At 42.0% G+C, this 18681-nt stretch carries 20 protein-coding genes; all 20 read left to right on the top strand.

The genetic code is table 11. The annotated features are described in order from the left end of the window. The first annotated feature begins 125 nt into the window (after positions 1-125). The 20 genes from I2F76_RS06590 (at position 126) to I2F76_RS06495 (ending at position 18678) form a co-directional block, all read left to right on the top strand. Positions 126-1169 (top strand): 2,3-butanediol dehydrogenase, encoded by a 1044-nt coding sequence (locus I2F76_RS06590; RefSeq protein ID WP_070449886.1) that lies wholly within the window; start codon positions 126-128, stop codon positions 1167-1169. 94 nt (positions 1170-1263) lie between these two features. Beyond that, positions 1264-2175 carry a DMT family transporter gene (locus tag I2F76_RS06585; RefSeq protein WP_031572948.1) on the top strand — a complete coding sequence of 304 codons (912 nt, stop codon included), beginning with the start codon at positions 1264-1266 and terminating at the stop codon, positions 2173-2175. A gap of 155 nt (positions 2176-2330) precedes the next feature. Beyond that, positions 2331-3419: a DUF4352 domain-containing protein gene (locus I2F76_RS06580; protein ID WP_229289719.1), complete on the top strand. Its 1089-nt coding sequence runs from the start codon at positions 2331-2333 to the stop codon at positions 3417-3419. A gap of 145 nt (positions 3420-3564) precedes the next feature. Then, positions 3565-4710, top strand: coding sequence for an amidohydrolase (locus I2F76_RS06575; protein ID WP_195487498.1), 1146 nt, complete (start codon positions 3565-3567; stop codon positions 4708-4710). 120 nt (positions 4711-4830) lie between these two features. Beyond that, complete coding sequence (locus tag I2F76_RS06570) at positions 4831-5658, top strand: amino acid ABC transporter substrate-binding protein (protein WP_031572958.1); 828 nt, start codon at positions 4831-4833, stop codon at positions 5656-5658. Between the two features lie 24 nt (positions 5659-5682). Beyond that, positions 5683-6546, top strand: a complete 864-nt coding sequence (locus I2F76_RS06565) for a MetQ/NlpA family ABC transporter substrate-binding protein (RefSeq protein ID WP_031572961.1) — start codon at positions 5683-5685, stop codon at positions 6544-6546. A 72-nt stretch (positions 6547-6618) separates the two neighbouring features. After that, positions 6619-7992 carry a M20/M25/M40 family metallo-hydrolase gene (locus I2F76_RS06560; protein ID WP_155170131.1) on the top strand — a complete coding sequence of 458 codons (1374 nt, stop codon included), beginning with the start codon at positions 6619-6621 and terminating at the stop codon, positions 7990-7992. Next, positions 7985-9052 carry a methionine ABC transporter ATP-binding protein gene (locus tag I2F76_RS06555; RefSeq protein ID WP_195326720.1) on the top strand — a complete coding sequence of 356 codons (1068 nt, stop codon included), beginning with the start codon at positions 7985-7987 and terminating at the stop codon, positions 9050-9052. The genes I2F76_RS06560 and I2F76_RS06555 overlap by 8 nt, the downstream gene beginning before the upstream one ends. Further along, on the top strand, positions 9049-9741 hold the full coding sequence (locus tag I2F76_RS06550) for a methionine ABC transporter permease (RefSeq protein ID WP_009731552.1): 693 nt from the start codon (positions 9049-9051) through the stop codon (positions 9739-9741). The genes I2F76_RS06555 and I2F76_RS06550 overlap by 4 nt, the downstream gene beginning before the upstream one ends. Positions 9742-9755: 14 nt before the next feature. Beyond that, positions 9756-10328: an MptD family putative ECF transporter S component gene (locus I2F76_RS06545; protein ID WP_195487497.1), complete on the top strand. Its 573-nt coding sequence runs from the start codon at positions 9756-9758 to the stop codon at positions 10326-10328. A 17-nt stretch (positions 10329-10345) separates the two neighbouring features. Continuing rightward, positions 10346-11194 carry an SAM hydrolase/SAM-dependent halogenase family protein gene (locus tag I2F76_RS06540; RefSeq protein WP_031572973.1) on the top strand — a complete coding sequence of 283 codons (849 nt, stop codon included), beginning with the start codon at positions 10346-10348 and terminating at the stop codon, positions 11192-11194. A 14-nt stretch (positions 11195-11208) separates the two neighbouring features. Further along, positions 11209-11760: an ECF-type riboflavin transporter substrate-binding protein gene (locus I2F76_RS06535; RefSeq protein ID WP_003008479.1), complete on the top strand. Its 552-nt coding sequence runs from the start codon at positions 11209-11211 to the stop codon at positions 11758-11760. 136 nt (positions 11761-11896) lie between these two features. After that, entirely contained in the window at positions 11897-12091 is a 195-nt protein-coding gene (locus tag I2F76_RS06530) for a helix-turn-helix transcriptional regulator (protein WP_003005328.1), read from the top strand. A 27-nt stretch (positions 12092-12118) separates the two neighbouring features. Further along, positions 12119-12601, top strand: coding sequence for a DUF6773 family protein (locus I2F76_RS06525; protein WP_031572979.1), 483 nt, complete (start codon positions 12119-12121; stop codon positions 12599-12601). 10 nt (positions 12602-12611) lie between these two features. Further along, entirely contained in the window at positions 12612-13103 is a 492-nt protein-coding gene (locus tag I2F76_RS06520; protein ID WP_031572982.1) for a DUF6773 family protein, read from the top strand. Positions 13104-13253: 150 nt separating this feature from the next. After that, on the top strand, positions 13254-14237 hold the full coding sequence (locus I2F76_RS06515) for a rhodanese-related sulfurtransferase (RefSeq protein ID WP_045759784.1): 984 nt from the start codon (positions 13254-13256) through the stop codon (positions 14235-14237). Positions 14238-14336: 99 nt separating this feature from the next. Beyond that, the gene (locus I2F76_RS06510) at positions 14337-15242 is read left to right on the top strand and encodes a DUF4299 family protein (protein ID WP_031572988.1); all 906 of its coding nucleotides are present in this window, start codon (positions 14337-14339) and stop codon (positions 15240-15242) included. Positions 15243-15398: 156 nt separating this feature from the next. Next, positions 15399-16172: a nucleoside phosphorylase gene (locus tag I2F76_RS06505; protein ID WP_195487496.1), complete on the top strand. Its 774-nt coding sequence runs from the start codon at positions 15399-15401 to the stop codon at positions 16170-16172. Beyond that, entirely contained in the window at positions 16173-17876 is a 1704-nt protein-coding gene (locus I2F76_RS06500) for an ABC transporter ATP-binding protein (protein WP_195487495.1), read from the top strand. Further along, positions 17848-18678, top strand: a complete 831-nt coding sequence (locus I2F76_RS06495; RefSeq protein WP_031572996.1) for an energy-coupling factor transporter transmembrane component T family protein — start codon at positions 17848-17850, stop codon at positions 18676-18678. Before I2F76_RS06500 ends, I2F76_RS06495 begins: the two co-directional genes overlap by 29 nt. Positions 18679-18681: the final 3 nt, after the last annotated feature.

The following is an 18681-nucleotide window of genomic DNA, read 5'->3' as shown; positions in this document are numbered from 1 at the left end:
GAAGGGCGGCTCTTTTTTCATCTTCAGTTTTTTCTTGACAAAGTTTGTGAAAAGGCTTACAATGGATTTGTTGAGTTTCCTGAAAAGGAAAATGCAAATCATGGAAATATAAAGGAGATTATCCTATGGCTACTATGAAAGCAGCTCGCTGGCATGCAGCAAAAGACGTTCGTATCGAAGAAGTGGAAGTACCTGAAGTACAACCACATCAAGTAAAAGTGGCAGTTAAGTTCACAGGGATCTGTGGGACGGACTTGCATGAATATTTGGATGGACCGATCTTCATCCCAACTGAAGAACATGTGTATTCTGGTCAAAAAGCACCGGTTACTTTGGGACATGAATTCTCTGGTGAAATTGTAGAAGTCGGAAGTGATGTGACTCGTGTCAAAGTTGGGGATCGCGTGACGATTGAACCAATTTTGGCAAAACATAACCTAATCGGTGACTATAACCTTGATCCAAACTTGAACTTTGTCGGCCTTGCTGCAGATGGTGGTTTTGCCAAATATTGTGTCCTTGACGGTGACATTGTCCATGTGATTCCAGATGGCTTGAGCTATGAACAAGCTGCGCTTACAGAACCTGCAGCTGTGGCTGTTTATGCCGTTCGTCAATCTGCATTGAAAACTGGGGATACAGCCGTTATCTTTGGCTTGGGTCCAATCGGTCTTTTGATTGTTGAAGCCCTTCGTGCAGCAGGAGCATCAAAAATCTATGCGGTTGAATTATCTCCTGAACGCCAAGCGAAAGCGGAAGAATTGGGAGCAATCGTTGTTCGCCCAGAAGAAGGAGAAACAATCGTCGAAGCCATCCATCGCTTGACAGGTGGTGGAGCAGATGTTTCTTATGAAGTGACTGGAGTTCCAGTTGTTTTAGGTCAAGCCCTTGCAGCTGTTCATAAAGCTGGGGAATGTATGGTCGTATCTATCTGGGAACGTGAAGCTAGCATCAATCCAAATGAATTCGCTATCCAAGAAAAATCTCTCAAAGGAATTATTGCCTACCGTCATATTTTCCCTAAAGTATTGGAATTGATGGAACAAGGCTACTTCTCTGCTGAAAAATTGGTTACCAAGAAAATTAAATTGGAAAATATCGTTGAAGAAGGATTTATTGAATTAACACAAGATAAATCTCAAATCAAGATTTTGGTTCAACCTGAATAAGCGAATAAATTTATATGAAATATATGAGGCTGAAACGTTTCGTTTCGGCCTTTTATGATACAATAAAAGTAAGGAACAGATTTAGGAGGGGACTATGTCAAAGACGATGAAGGGGACGCTCATGACCTTGATTGCTGGGATCGCTTGGGGCTTGTCAGGAGCCTGTGGCCAGTACCTGATGGCTCATGGATTTACAGCAATCAGTTTGACAACGATTCGTTTAGTGTTTTCAGGAGCTGTACTACTGCTTCTTGCCTATCTAGCGGACCAGGAAAAAGTAAAGGCCTTTCTAACAGACCGCTCGTCCTACCTTTCCTTGTTCTTATTTGCTTTTTTAGGTTTGTTAATGACCCAATTGACTTATCTAGAAGCGATTGATGCGACTAATGCAGGTACTGCAACTGTTTTGCAATATCTCTGTCCTATTGGAGTTTTGGCCTATTCTTGTGTTAAGGACCGAGTAGCTCCGACAGTATCTGAAATCTTTTCGATGATCTTAGCCATCGCAGGGACCTTTCTCATTGCAACCCATGGTCAACTCAATCAATTGGCAATCACTCCTAAAGGGCTAGCTTGGGGACTTGTTTCTGCCTTTGCCTATGCCCTCTACATCATTCTGCCTATTCAGTTAATTCAAAAATGGGGAAGTATGTTGGTGATTGGTATCGGTATGCTCATTCCAGGACTTGTGATGATTCCCTTCACAGGAAGAAGACTCTTTCATGGCCAATATAGCATGGATAATCTAATGGGCTTAGTTGGCTTAGTGGTGATTGGGACCATATTTGCCTATACGGTCTTTTTGAAAGGGACAACTCTGATTGGACCGGTCAAAGGTAGCCTTCTTGCAGCTATTGAGCCTATTTCGGCTGTATTTTTTGCCTTTGCCATTATGAATGAACATTTCTTTGCCATTGATTTTATCGGAATGGCCATGATCCTCTTTGCGGTCCTCTTGATTTCCCTTAAGGATCTCATGATTCAAAAAGAAAAAGGAATCTTGTGAAACCAAGATCAATTATTTTTCCGTTAAAAGGTTGAGACGAAAGTCTTGGCCTTTTTGTAATCCTCGCCCTTTGAGGGAAGAGTTATCACTATATAGCGTATACATAGTTAGAAAAAGATGTTAAAATAGAACAAAACTTTTTTAAGGAGATGAGGATGAAAAAGATTTTTAAATGGACCCTGTTTGCTGTGGCGACCTTGAGTTTAGTGGCTTGTGGTACTGGTGCTCAACAGACCAATTCGCAGCAAGCAAAGACTAAAAAAGCAGCGAAAAGCTCTGCATCTGACGGTCAAGTCGAGGTGAGTTTAAAAGGAGGACAATACATCAAACCACCTGTCCTCAATGACTCAGAAGACGGAACCTATTTAGCCCTTCAATTAGAATTTAAAAATGTTGCCAAAGAATCTATCAACGTGTCAGATTCAGATATCACCATTTACGATGCGGATAATAACAAGGTCAAATTGCAGTCAGGAATTTATGACCAAAGTGAAGCCTTCCAATTGCTCAAGAGTGATCAGTTGGCTAAGGATAAAAAATTAACCGGCTATATCGTTTTTCCAGTCGAAAAAGGTAAAAAATATGAAGTGCAGTATGAACGAAAAACCTATAGCTCTGATAAAAAATCCAAACCTTTAAAATTTGCGGTGGATTCTTCTCAGTATGAGGATAAGGTGGAAGCTTCCACTATTCTAGCAGATGAATACATCAATCAAGTTTACTTTAGTGGCCAACGAAAGGTCAAAAAGGACGATGCTTTTGTTTTGGGAACTGATTTGAAAAAGGAAGCCAGTGATTTCCATGCGAAATTTGCCGCTGACTTTACTCGTAAACTACATGATTACCAATTCTCTGAAGAAGAAGTGAACCAGTTTATCGATGCTTACGAAAAAGAAAATGCTAAGCGTGCGAAATTAACCTATAAGGTTAAACAATATCTCCCGGACAAGGTGGTCATTAGTCTAAATCCTGAGACGGTCAGCATGGAAAAGACGATCTTAAACCACATGCAGACCTTCTATCAGGAACATCGAAAAGACTATCCAGGGATTATCGAGGCGAATCAGGCTCAAAACAAAGCCTATAGAGAGGAAATGATGGCTTCTCTTGCAGATCGCCCCTTGACGACGCCGGATCGGTACGACTACCAGTTGACCTTTGTTAAGAAAGATGGCAAATGGGAAGTAGAAAAAGCCTATAATAGTGATAGCTTAATGGAAAAATTCGAGGGAAATCTTTCTTAATGCGGAAGTTGGCACTCCAAGGACATGTATCTAGGAGTGTTTTTATCTATAGTTTGAAACTATATCAAAACCCAAGAAACAAGAATTAGACGGAAACACCTATTAGTGATAAAATAATTTTAAGTTTGAAAGGAGATGAAGGCTTGTGGCTTTTTCTTATGAAGAGTTAGCAGAGATTCGCCACTATATCCACCAACACCCAGAATTGTCTGGTCAAGAATACCAGACAACCGCCTTTCTAAAAGAGCGTTTAGAAGAGTTGGGGATCCGTATTTTAGAGAGCGGACTAAAAACTGGTCTGATTGCAGAAATTGGTTCCGGCCAACCGGTGGTGGCACTTCGAGCAGATATCGATGCCCTTCCAATTTTGGAACAAACGAATCTGCCCTACCAAAGTCAACATCCAGGAGTCATGCATGCATGTGGCCATGATTTTCATCAAACCAGTCTTCTGGGAGCAGCAGCTCTTCTCAAGGAAAAAGAAGACCAGCTTGAAGGAACTGTACGCTTGATCTTTCAGCCAGCAGAAGAAATCTCAGAAGGTGCTTCTGATGTTTTGGCAACAGGACTGTTGGAGGATGTTCAAGGAATTATTGGTTTTCACAACATTCCTCAGCTAAAAGCAGGGCAACTTGCTTTGAATGCTGGAGCTATGATGGCAGGGGTTGAGAAATTCAAGGTTACCGTGACAGGGGTTAGTAGTCATGCCGCAAGACCAGATTTGGGAGTTGACACTGTAACGGCCGTCACAACCATGGTTCAGAATGTACAATTATTAATTTCACGGACCGTTTCTCCCTTTGAAACAGCTGTTTTGTCCATTACGCACCTGGATGTGGGCTCAACCTGGAATGTGCTCCCAAAATCAGGCTATTTTGAAGGAACCATTCGTTCTTTTAATCCAAGTGTGCAAAGAGACTTGAAGGCACATTTTATTTCCATCATTCGACACATTGCAGAAAGTCTGGAAGTAGATGTGGCTTTTGAGTGGGGTGTGACACCGCCCGTTACCTTTAATGATGAGGAATTGACGAAAGTGGTTTGGGAAGCTTCACAAGGCTTGGCTGAAGTGATTCCAGCAAATCCTTCTACAGCTGGAGAAGACTTCGCCTTTTACCAAGAGCGAATTCCTGGAGTCTTTGCCTTTATTGGTTCGAATGGAGAGCCGGATGCGCCAGACCTCCATCATGATCACATGACCATCGATGATGCAGCCTTTGAGGTTTCGGTTCCCTATTATGTTGAAAATGCGCAAGCTTTATTGCGGTATTTTAAAGCCAAAGAAGTGTGATAAAGAAAAACTATCACCTCCATAAAAAATATATATTGGGCAAGTAAATGCTTTTTTGATAAAATTAAAAAATACTTTTAAAATGGCTTTTTATGTGCCTGAAACGAATAAGGAGATCCTATGAATCTAAAAAAAGTGATTAAGTATTCTGCTTTAGGATTAGTTGCAGTCCTTGCAACCAGTGCTTTAGTAGCATGTTCATCTGGTAAATCAGCCAGTGGTAAGAAAACCATTGAAGTTGGTACTGTTGGAACAACCAAACCATTCTCTTACGAAGAAAAAGACGGCAAGCTAACCGGTTATGAAATCGAAGTTTTGCGTGAAATCTTCAAAGGTTCAGACAAATATGAAGTAAACTTTAACAAAACAGAGTGGTCTTCAGTCTTCGCTGGCTTAGATAGTGACCGTTTCCAAATCGGTGCCAACAACATTAGCTACTCAAAAGAGCGGGAAGAAAAATACCTCTATCCAAATCCATATGCTCGTAATCCATTAGTATTGGTCGTACCAAAAGATTCTTCTATTAAATCTTTGGATGACATTGGTGGCAAGAAAACAGAAGTTGTTCAAGGAACATCTACTGCTAAACAATTAGAAGATTACAATAAAAAACATTCAGATAATCCAACTGACTTGCAATACACAGATGGAACCATTCAAACCATCATGGCTAATCTAGCGGATGGTCGTACAGATTACAAGATCTTCGAACGGATCTCAGTAGATACCATCATTCGTGATCAAGGCTATGACAACTTGAAAGTTATCGAACTTCCAAGCGACCAACAACCTTATGTGTATCCAATTATTGCAAAAGAAGATAAAGATCTTCAAAAATTTGTCAACAAACGTATCAAGGAACTCTATGACAATGGAACCCTTGAAAAACTGTCTAAAAAATACTTTGGTGGAGTTTATCTACCAGAAGCAAAAGATATTAAAGAATAATATTTAATTAAAGGAGACTTCAAAATGAAATTGAAAAAAATTCTTGGTTTAACAGCTCTTGCAGCTATTGCAACATTTGCTCTTGCAGCATGTGGTTCTTCAAAATCATCTAGCAAAGATGGTGAAACAACTGTAAAAGTGGGTGTTATGACTTTGAGCGACACTGAAAAAGCTCGTTGGGATCAAGTTCAAAAGAACTTGGATGACGCTAAAACAGGAATCAAATTGGAATTCACTCAATTTACAGACTACTCACAACCAAACGTGGCTGTAAAAGATGGTAGCGTGGACATCAATGCTTTCCAACACTACAACTTCCTTGATAACTGGAACTCTAAAAACGACAATGCCCTTGTTGCAGTAGCAGATACCTACATCGCTCCAATCCGTCTTTACTCTGGTACAGAAAACGGTAAAAACAAATACACTTCAATTAAAGAAATTCCTAAAGGTGGAACAATCGCTGTACCAAATGACCCAACAAATGAAAGCCGTGCCTTGTATGTCTTGCAATCAGCTGGTTTGATTAAATTGGATACTAAGGATGGACAGTTGGCTAACGTGTCAAACATCAAAGAAAATCCAAAAGATTTGAAGATTTCTGAATTGGATGCTTCACAAACACCATCTGCTCTTCCATCAGTAGATGCTGCTGTCATCAACAATACCTTCGTTCGTGAAGCAGGGGTTGACTTCAAAAAAGCGATCTATGTTGAAAAGAAAGACAACAACTCAAAACAATGGTACAATTTGATTGCTGCTAAGAAAGATTGGGAAAAATCTGACAAAGCAAAAGCAATCAAAGAAATCATCGATGCCTATCACAAAGACAATGTGAAAAAAGCGATCGAAGAATCTTCAGAAGGAATGGACCAACCAGTCTTCTAAGATTCGATCTCAAGTGTATGAAGGAGGTGGAGAAGCAATTCTCTACCTCTTATCGTGTATTAGGAGGAATGCATGCCTTTTGCAACAGAAGCGGAACAAATTCGTAAATTTGAAAATGATGAGGTCGCACAACATTATTTTGAAGTGTTGCGAACCTTGATTTCAAAAAAATCCATTTTTGCTCAACAAGTAGGTCTCAAGGAAGTGGCCAACTATTTGGGGGAAATTTTTACAGCTGCAGGAGCCAAAGTCGAAGTTGATGATAGCTACACAGCCCCTTTTGTGATTGCAAAATTTTTCTCGCCAAATCCTGAAGCCAAAACCATCATTTTTTATAACCACTATGATACGGTACCAGCTGATGGAGACCAACCTTGGACGGGAGACCCCTTCACCTTATCGGTCCATTATGGAACCATGTACGGTCGAGGAGTTGATGATGACAAGGGGCATATCACAGCTCGTCTCACAGCTCTTCGAAAATACATTCGTGAAAGTGGCGATTTGCCAGTCAATATCACCTTTATCATCGAAGGGGCAGAGGAGTCCGCATCGACTGACTTGGATAAATACTTGGCCAAACATAAGAAACACTTGCGTGGGGCGGACCTCTTAGTTTGGGAACAAGGTACCCGAAATAATCAGGGTCAGTTGGAAATTTCCGGTGGTAGCAAAGGGATCGTCACATTTGATATGGTGGTGAAGAGTGCAGAAGTGGATATCCATTCCAGCTATGGTAGCGTGGTGGACTCTGCTTCTTGGTATTTGTTAAATGCTATCGCCAGTCTTCGTGACAAAGAAGGCCGAATCTTGGTGGATGGGATTTATGATCAGATCCAAGAACCCAATGAACGCGAGCTAGCTTTGATTGAGCAATATGCCAACAAAGGACCAGAAGATGTAGCGGAAACCTATGGTCTAACCCTTCCAATCTTGAAGGAAGATCGAAAAGAATTCCTGCGCCGTTTCTATTTTGAACCAGCCCTGAATATTGAAGGTTTTGGCTCTGGTTACCAAGGCCAAGGTGTTAAAACGATTCTTCCGGCAGAGGCGCGTGCCAAGATGGAGGTGCGCTTGGTTCCTGGACTGGATCCCAAGGAAGTCTTAGAAAAGATCAAGCAGCAATTGAAGAAAAATGGCTATGATCAGGTCGAATTGGTCTATACTCTCGGTGAAATGAGTTACCGAAGTGATATGAGTGCCCCATCGATTTTAAATGTCATTCGGCTGGCCAAAGATTTCTATAGAGAAGGAGTCTCTGTTCTTCCAACAACAGCGGGGACAGGGCCAATGCATACGGTCTTTGAGGCTTTGCAGGTGCCGATGGCAGCCTTTGGAATTGGCAATGCCAATAGCCGTGATCATGGGGGCGACGAAAATGTGAAAATCGCCGATTATTACACCCATATTGAATTGATAAAGGAGTTAATAGCAAGTTATGAGTAAAGCAATGATTCAGCTGGACCACATTGATGTGACTTTCCAGCAAAAGAAACGTCAGATCCAAGCCGTTAAAGATGTGACCATTCACATCAATGAAGGGGATATCTATGGGATTGTCGGGTATTCAGGAGCTGGAAAATCAACCTTGGTTCGGGTAATCAATCTCCTCCAAGTACCAAGCGCAGGGACTATCACTGTTGATGGAGATGTGATTTATCGAGATCAGGTGACCTTAAAACCAGCTGCTCTTCGGGAGAAACGTCGGGATATCGGGATGATCTTTCAACACTTCAACTTGATGGCTCAAATGACCGTCGCAGAAAATGTAGCCTTCGCTCTCAAACATTCTAAATTAAATAAAGAACAAAAGGATGAAAAAGTTGCGAAATTATTGGATCTAGTAGGTCTAGCAGACCGTGCAGAAAATTACCCAGCCCAATTGTCTGGTGGACAAAAGCAACGGGTGGCCATTGCACGTGCCCTTGCCAATGATCCAAAAATCTTGATCTCTGATGAATCAACTTCAGCCTTGGATCCGAAGACGACCAAGCAAATTCTAGCTTTGTTGCAAGAGTTGAACAAAAAGCTTGGCTTAACGATAGTTTTGATTACCCATGAGATGCAAATTGTCAAAGACATTGCCAATCGCGTAGCCGTGATGCAAAATGGTGAACTGATCGAAGAAGGTTCTGTTTTAGATATCTTCTCAAATCCTAAAAATGCTTTGACCCAAGACTTCATCACAGTCGCAACAGGAATCGATGAAGCCATGGTGAAAATCAATCAACAAGCCATTGTTAAAAACTTGCCAGATGATTCGATCTTAGCGCATCTCAAGTATGCAGGCTCTGTAACAGATACAGCCATCATGAATGATATCTACAAACAGTACCAAATTTCTGCCAACATTTTATTTGGGAATATCGAAATCCTTGATCACACTCCTGTCGGAGAATTGGTGGTTATCTTATCAGGTGAGACTCAAAATCTGGAAACAGCTAAATCTGAGTTAGAAAATGCAGGTGTTTCCGTGACTATTGTGAAAGATGGGAGAAAAGCATGATCCAATTAATTCAAACGTATTTACCAAATGTTTATAAATTAGGGTGGTCTGGCCAATATGGATGGGGAACCGCTATTTACTTGACTCTTTATATGACCGTTATTTCCTTTCTCATCGGAGGATTTTTAGGATTGGTAACAGGACTTTTATTAGTCTTGACTCGTCCGGGTGGGGTCATCGAAAATCGAATCGTTTTCCAAATTTTGGATAAGATTACTTCATTGTTCCGTGCCATTCCCTTCATTATCTTGTTAGCCTTTATTAATCCATTGACTTACTTGCTTTTGAAAAATACCATCGGACCTACAGCCGCTCTTGTTCCATTGTCCCTAGCAGTCTTTCCTTTCTTTGCCCGCCAAGTCCAAGTGGTCTTATCTGAATTGGATGGCGGTGTGATTGAAGCGGCTCAAGCCAGTGGGGCCACTTTCTGGGATATCGTCGGAGTTTACCTTCGTGAGGGTCTTCCAGATTTGATCCGTGTGACAACCGTGACCATCATTTCCTTGATCGGGGAAACCGCCATGGCGGGTGCCGTTGGTGCAGGAGGACTAGGAACCTTAGCCATCAACTATGGTAAAAATATGTTTAACAATGATGTCATCTTTGTAGCGACTTTATTGATTTTAATCCTCATTGTGTTGGTCCAATTTATGGGGGATTTCCTATCCAAGAAAATTAGCCATCGATAAAGGTTGAGAATGCCATGATACAGAAACATCAATTTAAGCAGGTTGCAGCCTTTGCAGCCTTGTATTTTCTTGCCATTGGATTAGGTGTCCTACTTGGAAGTCTGGTTGACCATCGAGGGAACATGTTTTATGCTCCAGCCTTCTCTGCCCTAGTGGGTGGAGGGATCTATCGAGTTTATGTTGAAAAAATTCAACGAACAGGGGCCATCCTAGTAGTCGCTCTTGTGATTGGTGCTTTTTTCCTTTTTACTCGTCATGGAGCTGGAGCTTTTCTGCCTGCTCTTGTTGGAGGGCTTTTGGCAGAATTGGTCGCAGGCCGTGGTCACTACCAGTCGAAATTAGGCAATGCGCTGTCTTTCCTCCTCTTTTCCTTTACGACGACAGGGCCCATTCTTATGATGTGGATCCAACCGTCTAGTTACCGTGCTTCTTTACTAGCACGTGGGAAGTCGATGGATTATATTGAACGCGTTATGGTACCGTCGAATATAGGAACGGTGAGCTGGTTTTTACTGACCCTTCTTCTTGGAGCTCTACTAGGTTATCTTCTTGGATCTTTGGTCTATCAAAAGCTAGATAGAAAATGATATGATGGAGAAGAAATATGCACAATAATTTACTAGTCCTTCAGTCAGACTTTGGTCTGGTGGATGGGGCTGTCTCTGCTATGATTGGGGTTGCTTTAGAAGAATCACCAACCCTTAAAATTCACCACTTAACTCATGATATTACCCCCTACAATATTTTTGAAGGGAGTTACCGTCTCTTTCAGACAGTAGATTACTGGCCAGAAGGGACAACCTTTGTTTCGGTGGTCGATCCTGGTGTCGGTTCCAAACGAAAGAGTGTCGTAGCTAAAACGGCGAAAAATCAATACATTGTCACTCCGGATAATGGAACTCTCTCTTTTATCAAGAAACATGTAGGGATTGTTGCTATCCGTGAGATTTCAGAAGTGAAGAACCGCCGGGCCAATACAGAGTTTTCTTATACCTTCCATGGGCGTGATGTCTACGCCTATACAGGAGCTAAGTTGGCCAGTGGCCATATTAGTTTTGAAGAAGTCGGACCAGAACTCAGTGTCGAACATATTGTGGAAATCCCAGTGGTTGAGACGGTTCTTGAGGATAATCTTGTTAAAGGTGCAGTTGACATCCTAGATGTGCGCTTTGGTTCTCTTTGGACTTCCATTACTCGGGAAGAGTTCAATCATTTGTCACCTGAATTTGGGGAACGTTTTGAAGTGACCATCTATAACAATGACATGCTGGTTTATCAAAACCAAGTAACCTACGGCAAGTCTTTCGCCGACGTGCGGATTGGACAGCCAATCCTTTATATCAATTCCCTTTACCGTGTTGGTCTTGCCATCAACCAGGGATCCTTTGCCAAGGCCTATAATGTAGGAGTTGGGGCTTCTTGGCATATCGAGATTAGAAAAATGGAAAATTAATAGGAGATATCATAATGAAACAGAAATCATTATTTTCAATTAAAGATGTTGTAGCTATTGGGGTTGGAGCAGCCCTCTTTGTCGTGATTGCTATGTTGCAAATCCCTGCACCTGCACCGAATACGAGCATTCAGTTGCAATATGCCCTTCAAGCTCTCTTTAGTGTAGTCTTTGGCCCAATTGTCGGCTTCTTAATCGGCTTGATTGGTCATGCCATTAAGGACGCTATGTCAGGTGGTCTTTGGTGGACTTGGATCATTTCAAGTGGTTTGTTTGGACTCTTTGTTGGTTTCTTCCGCAAACAAATCGGTGAATTTAAAGGGGAAGTGACAAAGAAAGAATTAATTGTCTTTAACGTTGTTCAAATCGTATCCAACCTTGTGATCTGGGGCTTGATTGCTCCGGTTGGAGATGTCTTGATCTACAAGGAAAGTGCCAATAAAGTCTTCCTACAAGGTGTTGTTGCCGGTTCGTTTAATGCTTTAACAGTAGCTGTTGCAGGTTCTCTTCTCTTGATTGCTTATGCACGGACTCAAACAAAAGATGGAAGTTTGACAAAAGATTAAACGTACAGAAGAGTAAGTCTGGGGAACCAGGCTTTTTTGTTTTGTAAAAAATATTTTTTACAAAATGTAAGATATATATTGCAAAATAGAAAATATAGTGTATAATAAAGCTATAAAAACAAGAAAGGAAAATCATGTGGCGAAAAATCTCAAATTAAAAATGGCCCGGGTCGAACATGATATGACCCAGGGGGATCTTGCAGATGCCATCGGGGTGACACGCCAGACCATTGGCCTGATTGAGGCAGGGAAATACAATCCAACCCTCAGCCTCTGCCTTGCTATCTGTAAGACCTTGGATAAGACGCTGGATCAACTGTTCTGGGAGTAACAGTTTTAACATAGAAAGAGGAAACATATGAAACAAAAGAAAGAACCAATTGTAAAAGATGAACGGACCATGCTACTTGATGGAAAAATCGCAGGAGAACTTGTCCTTGGCATGACCTGCTTTATTGCCCTATCCGCCTTTGTGAAATCCAGTATCCTGGACTTAGACCTAGTCGCTTATCTCCCTGAGATGTTCCTTCTGATTGCCATGGGAGCCTCTGCCTTTGTGAGAAGGATCAGTTCAGGGATTGATGTTCGAGATATGTTAGAAAAAGATAGCTGGTTGAGTCGCCTAGGATCAGGTCTATTCTTTGCTGTGCTTGTGACAGCTATGGATGTGATTGGAAAGAGAGAAGCAATGAGCTTTATCTTGAGTCCCAAGTATCTGGTCAAAATTCTATTAGAAATTCTCGTCTTTGCCATCCTGACAGATCTGCTTGAAAAACCACTTGCTCTTATCAATCGGAAAAAACAAGCAAAGATCGAGGCAGAATTAGAGGATGAAGAATAAGGAGGAAGAGATGAGATTACAATTGCTGAACAAACAAATCATAGATGAACGAGAAGAAGGCCTAGCTAATAAGGCTGGGGCTGAGACAGCTGGTTTTCTTTTCCTTGCCTTAACTGTTTTTAGTGTGGGATCCATTTTTACATCTAAGGTGGGGCTGAGTCCAATCATGGTGGTAGCCTTACTCATCGTCTCAGGATTTTATTATTCGGTGCGTTGTCAACGATTGGGTGTGAGATTTATCAATTATAGCTATCTAAATGTGATGGGAATTGTAGCAGTAACCCTTGTTCTTTCCTTGTTTATCTGGGCTCAAAATTTTCAATTAAACCAAGCTGTTTATCAGTCAAATCCTTTTCATTCAAAATTCTTACTAGTACTTCCTATTACCTTTTTACTGAATCTTCCAATTGTATGGGGAGTGAATACCCTTGTGATGCTCCTAGCAAAAGTTGAGAAAAAACGCTATGAAGCCTATCTGGATCAGTTGGAAAAAGAAGAGTAATTAGTTGAAACCTTATTTTTGTCGTAAAAAAGTCTGGAACCCCAGGCTTTTATTTTTCGGTCAAATAAATTGCATTCGCTTTCTTGGGGGAGTATACTGGTATAGTTGAATGAAAAATTCTGATAATTTAATCTTAGAAAAGAGAATCTTATGGCAAAACCTATTCGTGTTTTACTCTACTACCTCTATACCCCCATTGAAAATGCAGAACAATTTGCAGCCGACCACTTGGCCTTCTGTAAATCAATCGGCCTCAAAGGACGTATCCTAGTCGCTGACGAAGGAATCAATGGAACTGTTTCTGGTGACTACGAAACAACACAAAAATACATGGACTACGTTCACAGCCTTCCAGGTATGGAAGACCTCTGGTTCAAAATTGACGAGGAAGAAGAGCAAGCTTTCAAGAAGATGTTTGTACGTTATAAGAAAGAGATTGTCCACCTTGGTTTAGAGGATGATAATTTCGATAATGACATCAATCCTCTTGAAACGACAGGTGCTTACTTGTCTCCAAAAGAGTTTAAAGAAGCTCTTCTCGACGAGGATACCGTTGTTCTTGATACTCGAAACGACTACGAGTACGACCTTGGACACTTCCGTGGCGCTATTCGTCCTGACATCCGCAATTTCCGTGAATTGCCACAATGGGTCCGTGATAACAAGGAAAAATTCATGGACAAGCGTGTTGTCGTCTACTGTACTGGTGGAGTCCGTTGTGAGAAATTCTCGGGTTGGATGGTGCGTGAAGGCTACAAAGATGTTGGTCAATTGCATGGTGGAATCGCCACTTATGGGAAAGACCCAGAAGTTCAAGGCGAACTGTGGGATGGGAAAATGTACGTCTTTGACGAGCGGATTGCAGTCGATGTCAACCATGTCGATCCAAGCGTTGTCGGAAAAGACTGGTTTGATGGAACACCATGCGAACGCTATGTCAACTGTGGAAATCCTTTCTGTAACCGTCGCATCTTGACCTCAGAAGAAAACGAAGACAAGTACCTCCGTGGCTGCTCACATGAGTGCCGAGTTCACCCTCGCAATCGCTATGTAGAAGAACACAACTTGTCACAAGCAGAAGTTCGTGAGCGTTTAGCCCTTATCGGTGAGACGCTTGATGGAGCACCTGCATAATGGAAACAAACAGTCTGAAAGCTCAGGCTGTTTTTATATGGAAATTGATTGAAAATTGTGCTATACTTTAGGTAAGCGATTTCACAAAGGAGAAAACAAATGAGTATCGTGTTTTCAATCAAAAATAAAAAGAGCTTATTTGGCTATCAGAAAGTACTCGCAGCACAGGAAGTTCTTAAATTAGTAGAAGGGTTAACAACCTACAACTATGATCCTGCCACCCTTCATCGTCCCTTAAATGATTTTGAAGGCTTGAACTGTATCGTATTTGGTAAGAGCGGTCTTCCTCTGCAGTTACGCTATTTTGATGAGGAAGAGTCTTATCAGATTCAGGTGCCCTCTTTTGCGATAGAAGAAGATTGGCAGTTGGCCCTTCGATGGATCAGTCGCCTAGGAGAAGTATTAGGAACGGAGATTGTGGCCAGTGACGGCGTAAGCTATACTCCAGATTCTGTTTTCCATTTTGATTATGAAGTCGTCATCCTAGAAACGCTGGGTAATGTGACGAAAGAAAAAGATCTAAAAGAGTTTGAAGTACAAGGCTTCGCTCATCCAGTCTATTTGGATCGGGATACAGTGCAGGAAGTCTTGAACCATGTCCATCCACTAGAAGCCTACTCTGCCTTTATCAAGAAGATTCAATATAGTGCAGCTTATTTCAGTCAAGTCCGTTTTTATCAACAGGGGGAGACAGGAGCATTTTTAGCTAGCTATAGCTTGACAGAAGATACGGATACGGTCTTGCCAAGCGTGCCACATGTTCCTGCAGAATATGTAGAAATTGTGGGCTTAGCGGGTATCATTGATTGGCAAGTTCTTTTGGTTGCGATCGATGGAGATCCGGATAAGCCAGAAAACTACCATCCAATTGGTTCTCTTACTCTGAAGAAACTTATAGAAGCGCTAGAGCCAGATGAATATCAGCTGCTAGATGCTAGTCAAATTGAAATTAAAAAATTATCCAAAGAACGCTTGCTAGAATTAGCGCAATTGGAGAACAAGTAAAAAATATCATAGTGAACTGTCCCTCCGACGTTTGATCCGAAAAATCTAACGTCTGGGAGCAGTTCTTTTTTATGCCCTTCCTTTGATCAAAAACCAATGACTAGGCTAATTGTGGTATAATAGGGGCCTAGAAGTAGAATGAAAGAGGTGCACGAAATGCTGTTAGAAGAATTTGATGCCAATCGACAGGCGATTATCAATCCACAAGACTTACACGAACCAATTGAAGGATTTCCCAAAGTAGTCATCTCTTGCTTTTCAAGAGTAACTTTTGCTCGCCTCCTTGAAAATTATGACCATGAGGTCATTGCAAGAACCTCCATGGCCAATTTTGAAGTCGTTGTCTATGGGATCACTATTGGAGACCAACAGATTGGTGCCTTTAATGCACCCGTTGGGGCTGCTTCCTGTGTGGGGATTATAGAGGATTTGATTCAATTTGGGATGGAAAAACTGGTGCTCTTTGGGACCTGTGGGGTTTTAGACCGTGATATCGAAGCGACTTCCATCATCATTCCAACGGCTGCTCTTCGCGACGAGGGGACCAGTTACCACTATCTTCCGGCTAGTGATGAAGTGGAAGTAAACAAGAAAACCCTCCCTCTCTTCCAAGCCTTTCTGGATAGTCACAAGGTTTCTTATCAGTCAGGAAAAGTGTGGACGACAGATGCACCCTACCGGGAAACCATCGACAAGATGAAGCGACGAAAGGAAGCAGGAGCCATCTGTGTGGATATGGAATGTTCGGCAGTGGCAGCCCTAGCAGTTTATAGAGGCTTTGAGCTCTGCCATTTCTTCTATGCAGCTGACCACCTCTCGGAAGAAAAATGGGATATCCGAACCTTATCTAGTCATGAAGATTTAGATAGCAAGGATCGCATCGCGGAGTTAGCCATCCAATTTGCGCTCTTTTGGGAAAAGGCAAACTAAATGAAAGAAGCAATGATTGAACTGAAGGATTTTTCCTTCCAATACAAGGCACAGTCTGAACCAACCTTGAAAAATCTCAACTTAACCATTTATAAGGGGGAAAAGGTTCTGATTGTTGGGCCGTCTGGTTCTGGTAAGTCAACCATTGGCCAGTGCTTAAATGGGATTATCCCTAATATCTATAAGGGAACCAGTAGTGGACAATTCCTCATTCAGGGGAAAGAAGCCTTTAATCTCAGTATTTATGAGAAATCTCATTTGGTCAGTACGGTTTTGCAAGATACAGATGGCCAGTTTATCGGTTTGAGTGTCGCAGAAGACTTGGCTTTTGCTCTGGAAAATGACATGGTGGATCTGGGAACGATGAAAGAGCGTGTGCGGAGTTGGGCAGAACGCTTGGATTTGATGAAGCTCTTGGATCATCGGCCACAAGATTTGTCCGGTGGGCAAAAACAGCGAGTGAGCTTAGCAGGTGTTCTGATTGACGAAAGTCCGATCCTGCTCTTTGATGAGCCACTGGCTAATCTAGATCCCAAGTCGGGTCAGGATATTATTGATCTGATCGATCAGATTCATGAAGAACAGAGGACGACCACCATTATTATCGAACACCGTTTAGAGGATGTACTCTACCGTCCTGTTGATCGGGTTATCTTGATCAATCAAGGACAAGTTCTCTTTAATGGTCGACCAGATGAGTTGTTGAGAACGACACTTCTGGCTGAAAATGGGATTCGAGAACCCCTCTATTTAACAACTCTTCGCCAGCTTGGTCAGGATATCAATCAATTGGAGCATCTGGATCGTTTGGACGATATCCAACTGGATGATGTAAATTGTGTGATTCCAGAAGCGACCTTTACTAAAACTGGTGAAGCAGAAGAACTATTGAAGTTGGAGCAGATTCGCTTTGCTTATCAAGAAAATCATCCTATCTTAAAAAATATTTCCCTCAGTATACCTAAGGGGCAGCGCTTAGCGATTGTCGGGAAGAATGGGGCAGGAAAATCAACTCTTGCGAAAGCCATCTGTGGATTCATTACTACAGAAGGGCAATACACCTCTAGAGGTGAAGATATCAAGCAGGAGAGTGTCAAGGAGCGGGCTGAGCGAGTGGGCTATGTCCTGCAAAACCCCAATCAAATGATTTCGACCAATATGATTTTTGACGAAGTCGCTCTAGGTTTGCGCTTGCGGGGTGTCGCCGAAGAGGATATCAAAGAGCGTGTCTATCAAGCTCTGAAAACTTGTGGTCTCTATGAGTTTCGTAAATGGCCGATTTCTGCCCTCTCGTATGGGCAAAAGAAACGGGTGACCATCGCCTCTATACTAGTTTTAGGACCAGAAATTTTGGTCTTGGACGAGCCGACAGCAGGTCAGGACCAGCGCAATTACACTGACATCATGGAATTTCTAGATAGCTTGCAAGAAAAAGGCCATACCATTGTCATGATTACCCATGATATGCAACTGATGTTGGATTATTCTGATCGTGCCCTTGTAGTATCAGATGGACAAATTCTAGCAGATCTCTCACCTGCAGAGCTGTTCACTCATCCGGATATTTTACAAGAGGCTAATCTCAAAGAGACTTCGATTTTTGCCTTAGCCAATCGATTAGGAATGGATCCCTTGGCGCTAACGCAGTTTTATATGCAACAGAAGGGAGCAGGTCATGAAGCATCGATTAGTCGGCTACCATGAGGGGACGAGTTTTCTTCATCGTCTTTCAGGTGCGAGTAAGTTACTCTTTCTTCTTTTTGTATCTCTTGCGGCCATGTTGAGTTATGATACCCGGCTCCTTCTAGGAATTGGTGTGGGCGCCTTGCTTTTATTCTCTACAGCTCGTATTCGATTTCGGGATATTTCATTTGTACTTGCATTTGCTTTAGTTTTTGCACTGTTAAATGTTGTCATGGTCTATCTCTTTGCCCCTCAGTATGGTGTAGAGATCTACGGGGCAAAGACGGTACTGATGAAGGGTTGGGGTTCCTATAGTATCACCTCGCAGGAACTCTTTTATCTTTTTAATCTCGCTCTTAAGTATGTCTGTACCATACCTCTAGCCTTGATTTTTTTGATGACGACCCATCCTAGTCAGTTTGCTTCAAGTCTAAACCAAATTGGCGTATCTTACAAGATTGCCTATTCTGTCAGCTTGACTCTGCGTTACATTCCTGACGTACAAGAAGAATATCAAACGATTAAATTGTCTCAGGAAGCCAGAGGGGTGGAGTTGTCCAAAAAGGCCAAGCTGATCCAGCGGATCAAAGGCAATTTGCAAATCATCTCTCCCTTAATCTTTAGCTCACTTGAGCGGATTGACAGCATTTCTACGGCTATGGAATTACGTCGTTTTGGTAAAAATAAAAAGCGGACCTGGTATTCTCATCAAGCCATGGAAATGAAAGATTATGGGATGATTCTATCAGCCATAGCTGTTCTGGTCTTGAGTATTGTCCTGATCTTTGTCAATCAGGGACGTTTTTACAATCCATGGAGGTAATGA

This window comes from Streptococcus parasanguinis (assembly GCF_015557775.1).
GTDB lineage: Bacteria > Bacillota > Bacilli > Lactobacillales > Streptococcaceae > Streptococcus > Streptococcus parasanguinis_AA.
The sequence above is the reverse complement of the archived record's forward strand: the minus strand, read 5'-3'. Positions and strand labels throughout refer to the sequence as shown.